Source organism: Novosphingobium sp. (assembly GCF_031424035.1).
GTDB lineage: Bacteria > Pseudomonadota > Alphaproteobacteria > Sphingomonadales > Sphingomonadaceae > Novosphingobium.
Map to the genome: position 1 here is coordinate 1 of NZ_JANPGP010000021.1, position 8,942 is coordinate 8,942.

The 8,942-nt window shown below is 62.4% G+C and carries 12 protein-coding genes; 1 reads left to right on the forward strand and 11 read right to left on the reverse strand.

The window, feature by feature from the left end; genetic code table 11:
- The 4 genes from rpsO to RMO89_RS02515 all read right to left on the reverse strand — a co-directional run.
- Positions 1-168: 30S ribosomal protein S15 (gene rpsO, locus RMO89_RS02500; RefSeq protein ID WP_310531041.1), on the reverse strand; the 168-nt coding region annotated here is incomplete at its 3' end.
- Between the two features lie 5 nt (positions 169-173).
- The gene (gene truB, locus RMO89_RS02505; RefSeq protein ID WP_310531027.1) at positions 174-1,178 is read right to left on the reverse strand and encodes a tRNA pseudouridine(55) synthase TruB; all 1,005 of its coding nucleotides are present in this window, start codon (positions 1,176-1,178) and stop codon (positions 174-176) included.
- Between the two features lies 1 nt (position 1,179).
- Entirely contained in the window at positions 1,180-1,872 is a 693-nt protein-coding gene (locus RMO89_RS02510; RefSeq protein WP_310531028.1) for a site-2 protease family protein, read from the reverse strand.
- Complete coding sequence (locus RMO89_RS02515; protein WP_310531029.1) at positions 1,869-2,447, reverse strand: thymidine kinase; 579 nt, start codon at positions 2,445-2,447, stop codon at positions 1,869-1,871. The genes RMO89_RS02510 and RMO89_RS02515 overlap by 4 nt, the downstream gene beginning before the upstream one ends.
- Before the next feature lie 143 nt (positions 2,448-2,590).
- Between RMO89_RS02515 and RMO89_RS02520 the strand changes: the two genes are divergently transcribed.
- Positions 2,591-3,196, forward strand: a complete 606-nt coding sequence (locus RMO89_RS02520) for a YceI family protein (protein ID WP_310531030.1) — start codon at positions 2,591-2,593, stop codon at positions 3,194-3,196.
- Here the strand turns inward: RMO89_RS02520 and RMO89_RS02525 are convergent.
- The 7 genes from RMO89_RS02525 to RMO89_RS02555 are packed head-to-tail and all read right to left on the reverse strand — an operon-like array spanning position 3,193 to position 8,858.
- A complete protein-coding gene (locus RMO89_RS02525) occupies positions 3,193-3,921 on the reverse strand; it encodes an alpha/beta hydrolase (protein WP_310531031.1) in 729 nt (242 codons plus the stop codon). The two genes, RMO89_RS02520 and RMO89_RS02525, sit on opposite strands and share 4 nt — an antisense overlap.
- The gene (rbfA, locus tag RMO89_RS02530) at positions 3,914-4,309 is read right to left on the reverse strand and encodes a 30S ribosome-binding factor RbfA (protein ID WP_310531032.1); all 396 of its coding nucleotides are present in this window, start codon (positions 4,307-4,309) and stop codon (positions 3,914-3,916) included. The genes RMO89_RS02525 and rbfA overlap by 8 nt, the downstream gene beginning before the upstream one ends.
- Entirely contained in the window at positions 4,309-4,848 is a 540-nt protein-coding gene (locus tag RMO89_RS02535; RefSeq protein ID WP_310531034.1) for a DUF1697 domain-containing protein, read from the reverse strand. Before RMO89_RS02535 ends, rbfA begins: the two co-directional genes overlap by 1 nt.
- Positions 4,848-5,225 carry a helix-turn-helix transcriptional regulator gene (locus RMO89_RS02540; RefSeq protein WP_310531036.1) on the reverse strand — a complete coding sequence of 126 codons (378 nt, stop codon included), beginning with the start codon at positions 5,223-5,225 and terminating at the stop codon, positions 4,848-4,850. Before RMO89_RS02540 ends, RMO89_RS02535 begins: the two co-directional genes overlap by 1 nt.
- A gap of 4 nt (positions 5,226-5,229) precedes the next feature.
- Positions 5,230-5,475, reverse strand: a complete 246-nt coding sequence (locus RMO89_RS02545) for a type II toxin-antitoxin system RelE/ParE family toxin (protein ID WP_310531037.1) — start codon at positions 5,473-5,475, stop codon at positions 5,230-5,232.
- 55 nt (positions 5,476-5,530) lie between these two features.
- Positions 5,531-8,086 carry a translation initiation factor IF-2 gene (gene infB, locus RMO89_RS02550; RefSeq protein WP_310531039.1) on the reverse strand — a complete coding sequence of 852 codons (2,556 nt, stop codon included), beginning with the start codon at positions 8,084-8,086 and terminating at the stop codon, positions 5,531-5,533.
- Positions 8,087-8,108: 22 nt separating this feature from the next.
- Positions 8,109-8,858: a DUF448 domain-containing protein gene (locus tag RMO89_RS02555; protein WP_310531040.1), complete on the reverse strand. Its 750-nt coding sequence runs from the start codon at positions 8,856-8,858 to the stop codon at positions 8,109-8,111.
- Positions 8,859-8,942 lie beyond the last annotated feature (84 nt).

The window sequence follows — 8,942 nt, forward strand, 5'->3', positions numbered from 1 at the left end:
CAGGCCCCGGCGCGAGTGGTTGTCCTTGTGGTGGTCCTTGAAGTGACCCTGCAGCGTGTTGATGCGGCTGGTCAGGATCGCGACCTGAACTTCGGGCGAGCCGGTATCGTTGGCTGCGCGCGCGTTGTCCTTGATGATTTCCTGCTTCTTTTCGGCAGATACCGACATAGTACTTACTCCGCGACATCGGAAAGATTGAAACCCCGGGTAACGCGGGCGTCACCGCCAGAAAGCTCCACCAGTGCGAGGGGAACAGTCCCGCATCGCGCCCAGTACAGCCCGTCATCGTGGGGCAGTCCGGTCAGAACCCGGCCCTGTCGGACCATGCTTGCCTGTTCCGGACTGAGGTTGAGAGCCGGGATGTCGACCAGCCCTGCCTCCAGCGGCAAGAGTACGTTCTCAAGTGGCGCGCCCTTACCCACTTCGTTCAATTTGTCCAGCGAAATCGCCTGATTTTCGGCGAACGGCCCGGCACGCAAGCGGCGCAGCATGGTGACATGGCCGACTGTGCCGAGCGCGCGGGCGATGTCGCGTGCCAGGCTGCGGATGTAAGTGCCTTTGGAGACATGGGCGACGAGGGTGACGTAATCCTCCCCGGCACAGGGAGGGGGACCATCTGCAGGATGGTGGAGGGGGCTGGCCCCAGGCGCAACACCATCCGGAGAGCCCCCTCCACCAGCTTCGCTGGTCCCCCTCCCCGTGCCGGCGAGGATTTTCAGGTCATAAACCGTCACAGCGCGGCTTTTCAGCTCCACCTCTTCCCCTGCCCGCGCCCGGTCATAGGCACGCTGGCCATCGATCATCAGCGCGGAATAGATCGGCGGTACCTGCTCGATCAGTCCGGTGAAGCGTGCCAGCACGGCCTGAATGTCAGCCTGCGTGGGACGCACCGTGCTTTCCGCAATGACCTTGCCTTCAAGGTCAAGGGTATCAGTCTCGCTGCCGAACCGGACGGTGAAAGCATATTCCTTGCTGGCATCGAGCATCCGCCCGCACAGCTTGGTCGCCTCACCCAGCGCGATCGACAACACTCCGGTGGCCAGCGGATCGAGCGTACCGCCGTGTCCCACCTTGACCTTGCGATAGCCCGCCTCGCGCAGGTTGCGCTTGACCGCGCCGACCGCCTGGGTCGAACCAAGCTCCAGCGGCTTGTCGAGGATGATCCAGCCGTTCGTCACGTCACTCGCCTGCGATGGCCTTCACCACCCAGCCATAGCCTTCCATCATCGCGCCATAGGGCTTGTCGACGATGGCACCGACCGGATCGAAGCTTGGGAAAATGTAGGGAAGCACGACGATCACGATCAGCACCAGCGCGAAGCCGAAGTTGCGCAGGCGGGCATATTGCGCGGCCAGTCTGCGCGGCAGCAGGCCTTCGACAATATGCGAGCCATCGAACGGCGGCACCGGGATCAGGTTGAACAGTCCGACGAAGACGTTGATCATCAGCACATAGCTGAGCATCATCACAAAGAACTTCACCACCCCGCCCGGTTCTTCGACCGAGCCGTAAGTGGCCACCAGCAGCCCCAGCAACACCGCACCGACCAGCGCCTGCAGGAAGTTAGAAGCCGGACCAGCCGCGGCCGAAAGCATCATGCCGAGCCGCGGATTGCGCATTCTCTCGGGGATTACCGGAACCGGCTTGGCCCAGCCAAACACCGGCAGGCCCATCAGCGCCAGCGCGCCGGGCAGGACGATGGTGCCAATTGGATCGACATGGCGGATGGGGTTGAGGCTCAGCCGGCCGCGCTCCTGCGCCGTGGGATCGCCCAGCCACTTGGCGGCAAGGCCGTGCGCGACTTCGTGGAATACGATGGCGAAGATCATCGGCACGATCAGCGCCGCCATCCGCAGGACTGTCTCGCTCATCGGCCAAGTGCCTCGCTGAAGTGCTTGCGGCACAAGGCCACGTAGCGGTCGTTCCCGCCAATCTCGTTCTGCGCCCCCGCCTTCACCGCCGCGCCGCTTTCGTCAACACGCAGGTTCATCGTCGACTTGCGGCCGCAATGGCACACCGCTTTGAGCTCGATCAGGGCATCTGCAAGGCCGAGGAGCGCACCCGATCCCGGGAACAACTCCCCTTGGAAATCGGTGCGCAGGCCATAGCAGAGCACGGGAATCCCGCCTTCGTCCGCGATGCGCGCCAGTTGCCAGACTTGCAGCACGGAAAGGAACTGTGCCTCGTCCACCAGCACGCAGGCCAAAGGCTCGACGCGGTGTGCGGCGCTGATCCGGTCCCACAGATCGGTATCAGGTCGGAAGCGATGCGCGTCGGCATTCAGGCCGATGCGGCTTTCGATAGCCTTGTCCCCGCCCCTGTCGTCCAGCGCGGCGGTCCACAGCATCGTCTGCATGCCCCGCTCGTTATAATTGAAGTTCGCCTGCAGCAGGTTGGTCGATTTGCCAGCGTTCATGCTGGCATAATAGAAATAGAGCTTGGCCATGGTGGGTCACAGATAGGTACTGACGCAGCAAAGGCGAGTCCGTTTGCTAAGGCATCTGTGGATGCGCGCATGGTGTAATGGTTTCCGCGCCCTAAGGTGCACCCCTTAACCGAATCGTAAGGATGTTTGGCGACCTTGCGGTAATGAACCGAGCCGTCCCTCTGCGGGCGCAGGACGGGACCGTAACGATGCGAATTTTCCTTGCCGCCATACCCCTGCTCTCGATTGCCGCGGCAACGCCAGCCTATCGCTACCAGATAGACAGCCGCACCAGCCAGATCGACGCCAAGGTGACGATCTTCGGATTTACCAAGAAATCGGCGCAGTTTCCCAAGATGACCGGCGGCATTGTCATGTCCCCCAGCCAGCTTGGCAGCCTGCGGCTTGAAGTCGCGGTCGATGCGCGGGCCCTGGCCACGCGCGACCCCAAGGTGGGTACTCAGCTCAGAGGGCCTGATTTCCTTGATGTGGCGCGTCATCCGATGGTCAGCTTTACCGGCCAGCACATGACGATGACCGGGCCGAATACGGCGCAGATCTCCGGCCAGCTCACCGCGCGCGGCACCACGCGGCCAACAGTGATGAACGTCACGTTTGCCGTGCCCCCGGCGCAGGCCACTGGCCGCGATCCGGTGCAGATCACCGCACAGACGACGATTGATCGGCGCCAGTTCGGCATGAACAGCTATGGCGGCGTGGTGGGCAGGGACGTGACGATCACGATCAAGGCCCGGATGGTGCCGAACTAAGCGGCTGACGCTTCCGCCAGCAGGATTTCCGCCAGTGCATGGGGCCTGGTGTTCATCGCCTGGTGCCCGGCGTCGATGCGCGGGGTAGAGCGGGCATGGAAGCGCTCGGCAAAGCGCTCTTGCCATTCCAGCGGCAGGATTGCGTCCTGCAGGCACAGCACATAACTTACCGGCAGATCCGCGAGGTGATCGTAGGGCCAGTCTGCATGGCTATAACAACAGGCTGGCCACTGGTCAGGGCCCAGCTTGTCGAGGAAGGCTTCCTGCTCGGCGGGAGCCATATCGTTGCAGAACATCGCCCGGTAACGATCGCGCACCGACAGCGCAGCGTCGTTGAATGGATGGCTGCCGCCGTGGATTTTCGTTCCGGTCATCTCGATCGTCGTCAGTCCCGGATCGGGCGCGACGCAGGAAACGAACACCGCGCGGGAGAACAGGTCAGGCCGTGCGAGGGTCATCGAGGGCATGTGCGTGCCCGCCTGCGAGTGGCCGACAAGGACGACATCGGTAAAGCCGGCGGCTTCGATGTCGCCGATCAGTTCTGCGGTGATGGCATCGAAGGCATAGGATGCGCGGTCCGCATCGCGCTTGGCACCACAGCCGGGGCCATCGAGGGCGAGCATACGGTGGGTCCCCTCGCCCGCTTGTGCTGCCAAGGCGGCCAAGGTTTCATCCCAGACCCAGCCACCCTGACCGCCGCCGTGGAGAAAAACGAAATCAGTCATCGCCAAGGTCGCGCAGCACCTTCGGATCGTTCAGCAGCGCATCGATGCAGCTGGCTTCGTCGAAGGTATCGTCGGCCATGAACTTGATCTTGGCGGCATATTTGAGCTTGAGCTTGCCCGCGACAACCTTCTGGAAAAATGCCGTGTTGGTCCGCAGTGCCTTGAGCACGATGTCCTCGTCCGAACCAAGCAGCGGTTTCACATAGACGTGGGCATGGCGCAGGTCTGGCGACATGCGCACTTCGGTGACCGAGATCGTGTGCGCCGACAGAACTTCATCGTGGACTTCCTGCCGCATCAACAGCTCGGAAATCACGTGGCGCACCTGTTCGCCCACCTTGAGCAGGCGGACCGAGCGGTTTTCGGGAGAGGCTTTCGCGGCGACCATTATGCGTCCATTTTCTCGAGAATGCGGCGCAGCGAGCGGATATTGCGCGCGGTGCCGGGACATCCCAGGCGTCGTTCGAGGAAGGGGCCGGTCAGTTTGCTGTTACCCGCCCCGTCGACAAAATCGATATAGAGCGCGCGGTCGCCCAAGGCGAGCCTTTCTGGCCCGCGCCCGGCATAGGCGGCCAACATATCGGTGAATTGCGCCTCGCTCGGCTGCTGGCCGAGGAACTGGGTGTGCACGAGGTTTTCGGCACCATCGGCGGCAAAGGGATTGCCGGTGATCGCCGCTTCCAGTTCATTCCTGCTGCGCACCGCGACAAAGCTTTTGATGTCGAAGCGTTCGGCCATCATGTAGGAGAACAGGTCTTCAAGGCCATCGGTGGGCCGCTCGTCGTAATCGAACAGCACATTGCCGCTGGCGACCACGGTTTCGATATTCTCAAAGTCCTCGCGTTCCAGCGCATAGCGCAGGTCCGCCATTTTCAGGCGGTTGCCTCCGACGTTGATTGATCCGAACAGGGCGCAGTAACGGGGCATCAGGGCTCCACAGGCAGAAGATCGTCGAGATCAACCTCAAGCGCCTTTGCCAGATCCTGCCAAAGCCGAATGCCGCCTTCACATTTTCCTTTTTCCAATTTGGAAATGAAAGAACCCTTCCTACCTACCAAATTCCCAAGCGCATCCAGTGTAAGTCTGCGATAATTCCGCCATACCAACAATGGATTATCACCGGCAACCAGACGGCTGACAACATCGGCAGGAATGTATTCCTCCCCGTCGTCCTTGCGCCTTTGCGCTTCGACGGCGGCAACGATTTCCGCATAGCATTCGGCCGCCTCATTGAGACGAGAGAATTCCTCACGACTCAATATTACCATCGGAGAACCGGCAATATCCACGAACTGTGCGGTCATGACCTCACTCCTCGTACACAGACCCGCGCGGGCCGATATGTTCAATTGCAAAAATTGAACCATCAATGCAGAAGATCACCCGCCAATCCTGAACTCTGAGACGATATTCCTCTCGTCCGACAAGCTTCTTGACGTTGGGGTTGGCTGCGAGAGAACCTTTGGCCAATTCGTTGATCTTACGTTCAATGAGCTGCCGCTTGTTCGAGCGCAAAAGCGACTTCAAAGCCTTTCGGGAATAGCGAACTTCCACTACTTCTGTCTATATCAGACAAAAGTAGTGGTCAAGTTGTCCGTCCGATATGGACCTAGCCAACCGTCCGTTCGCGTTCCTCGACCTCGAACGTTTCAAGGATATCGCCCGACTTGATGTCGTTGGTATCCTGCAGCACCACGCCGCATTCCAGACCGGCGCGGACTTCGGCCACGTCGTCCTTGAAGCGTCGCAGCGAGGCCACCGTCGTCTTGGTGATGATGACATCGTCGCGGGTGATGCGGGCGAAGATGCCCTTCTTGATGTAACCGTCGGTGACGAGCAGGCCAGCAGCCTTGTCCTTCTTGCCGGCGGGGAAGATCTCCTTGATCTCGGCGCGGCCGACCACGGTTTCGATCCGCTCCGGACCCCAGATGCCGGCCATTTCCTTGGCGACGTCCTCAGTCAGGTGATAGATCACGTCGAAATACTTCATCCGCGTCTTGTTACGCGCAATCAGTTCGCGCGCCTTGGGGTTCGGGCGGACGTTGAAGCCGATGATCGGCGCGTTGGCGGCCGAAGCCAGCGTCACGTCGCTTTCGGTAATCGCGCCGACGCCGGAGCTCAGCACCTTCACCTTGATCTCGTCGTTCGACAGGCGGTTGAGCGCCTGCACGATCGCCTCGGTCGAACCCTGGACGTCGCTTTTCACCACAACCGGATAGTCGATAACAGTGGCCTTGGCAGCGAGCGCCGAGAACATGTTTTCAAGGTTGGTCGGGGCCGAAGTCGTGCGCTTTGCCGTTGCCTGTTCGGCGCGGAAGGCAGCGACTTCGCGGGCACGGGCCTCGTTGTCGACCACGGTGAGCGTATCACCTGCCATCGGCACGCCGCTAAGTCCAAGTACCTCGACCGGAAGCGCCGGCGGTGCCGACTTGATCTGGCGGCCCTTATCATCATGCAGCGCGCGGACGCGGCCCGAATGGACGCCGACAACGAAGATGTCGCCAACCTTAAGCGTTCCGCGTGTGATAAGGACGGTGGCCAGCGGCCCCTTGCCCTTGTCGAGCTTGGCTTCGACGACGGTCGCTTCGGCGGCGCGGTCCGGATTGGCGCGCAGTTCGAGCAGTTCGGCCTGAAGCAGGATCTTCTCGATCAGTTCGTCCAGCCCGGCACCAGTCTTGGCCGAGACTTCCACATCCTGCACGTCACCCGACATCGCTTCGACGACGATCTCATGCTCGAGCAGGCGTTCGCGAATCTTCTGCGGCTTGTATTCGGGCTTGTCGCTCTTGGTGATCGCCACGATCATCGGCACGCCGGCCGCCTTGGTGTGGTTGATCGCCTCGATCGTCTGCGGCATCAACCCGTCATCGCCCGCAACCACCAGGATCACGATATCGGTGACGTTGGCACCGCGCATACGCATTTCGGTGAAGGCCTCGTGGCCCGGCGTATCGAGGAAGGTGACGAGTTCGCCGCCCTTGGTCTTGATCTGGTAAGCGCCGATGTGCTGCGTGATGCCGCCAGCTTCACCCTTGACAACGTCGGTGCCGCGCAAGGCATCGAGCAGCGAGGTCTTGCCGTGGTCGACGTGGCCCATGATCGTAACGACCGGCGGCCGCACCTTGAGCGTAGCTTCTTCATCTACGTCAACGGTGTGGTCGATATCGACGTCGCTTTCAGAGACGCGCGTGATGTTGTGGCCAAATTCCTCGACGAGCAGTTCAGCCGTATCTTGGTCGATCGTCTGGTTGACGGTGACCATCACGCCCATCTTGAACAGCGACTTGACCAGATCCGCGCCCTTTTCGGCCATACGGTTGGCGAGTTCCTGGACGGTGATCGCTTCCGGCACGACGACATCGCGGACCTGCTTTTCGCGGTGCTGCGACTGGCCGGCGAAGTGGGCCCGCTTTTCCTTTTCACGCGCACGCTTGAGCGCGGCGAGGCTGCGGGCGCGGGCACCTTCGTCCTCGTTGAGCGCGCGGCTGACGGTGAGCTTGCCGGACTGGCGGCGAATGTCGGCACCGCTCTTGTCGCGCGGATGGGCGATCTTCTTCGCCGGTTCGGGGCGCTTGGGTGGCGAGGCGACGGGCGTGAAACGGCGCGGCGCAGGTGCAGCAGCAGTGGTAGCAGCAGCGGCGGGCGCCGGCTCTTCACTGGCAGCAGCGGGCTCGGCAGCAGCGACCGGAGCAGCCGGAGCCGCTTCAGGTTCAGGCGCGGCAACGGGCGCAGGCGCTTCGGGGGCCACGGTTTCCACCTTGGTCTTGTCTTCGGCGCGGCGGCGTTCTTCTTCCTGGGCGCGCAGGCGGTCTTCGGCTTCGCGCTTGGTCTGCGCCTCAAGCACGTTCATGCGCGCTTCTTCAGCTTCGCGCTGCATGCGGGCGACGCGCTCCTGCGGCGTCTCGTTCGAGACGGGCGGGCGCGGAGCCGGCTTGGGCGCGGGGGCCTGCTGGACGGGCGCGGGCGCGGCGACGGGCTCCGGCGCGGCGATGGGAGCCGGCGCGGCCACTTCGCCCGGTTTGCCGAGCACCTTGCGGCGCTTCACCTCGACCACGACCTTGTTGGTGCGGCCGTGACTGAAGGTCTGCTTGACCTCGCCAGCCTGCACCGCGGTCTTCAGACCCAGCGGCTTACGGCCCAGCGTCGGTTTGTTATCATCGCTCATCGGTCAAAACTATCCTTCAAAATCAATCAGTCGTCACGGCGGACGAAGCATTCGCCCTCACGCTCAATTCGTCTGCCGCAGGATCGCTGCGGCCAAGAAAACGGAGCAGGCGCTCAAGCAGGGCGGTCAATCGCTGTGCCGCGGCTGCGTCGTCGAGCGCCAGGTGGACGACATTGTCGCGGCCCAATGCCACAGACAGCGCCTCCCGGTCCAGTGGCAAGCGCGTTCCCGCCATGCCCGAACCCTCGGTTTCCATGCCCACGCGCCACGCCTGGTCCAGCTTGCGCGAGCCATCTTCGCTGGCATCGGCAGCATGGCCAATAAATGCCACGCGGCCGGCGCGGGCCTTTTCGGCGATCCGGTCCGAGCCGAGCAAGAGCTTGCCCGCGCGTTGCTCGAGGCCCAGCCGGTCAGTAAAGGCGCGGAAAAGCGCGGCTTCGATCCGTTCAGGCAAGTCATCAGGAATGGTCAGTGACGCGCCCTTGAACGCGCGCGCCAATGCGCCTTTCATCTGGCCCTTGGCCATCGCCTTTTCAAGCTCGGCGCGGCTGACACCGATCCACGCGCCACGGCCGGGGGCCTTGGCGTGGACATCAGGCAGGACAAGGCCATCGGGCGAGATGGCGAGGCGCAGCAGGCCTTCCCGCGAACCATGGTCCCCGGAAAGGATGCACTTCCTCTCCGGATCAACCGAAGCTGATCCGCGAGTCCCGGGCCGCGCAGGCCTGTCAGAGGTGTCGGAACTTAGCGGTTCATTGTGAGGAATCCGCATCGGCGGCCTCCTCTGTGGCTGGCTCATCTTCGAACCAGTGCGCGCGCGCAGCCATGATGATTTCGTTGCCCTGCTCTTCGCTCA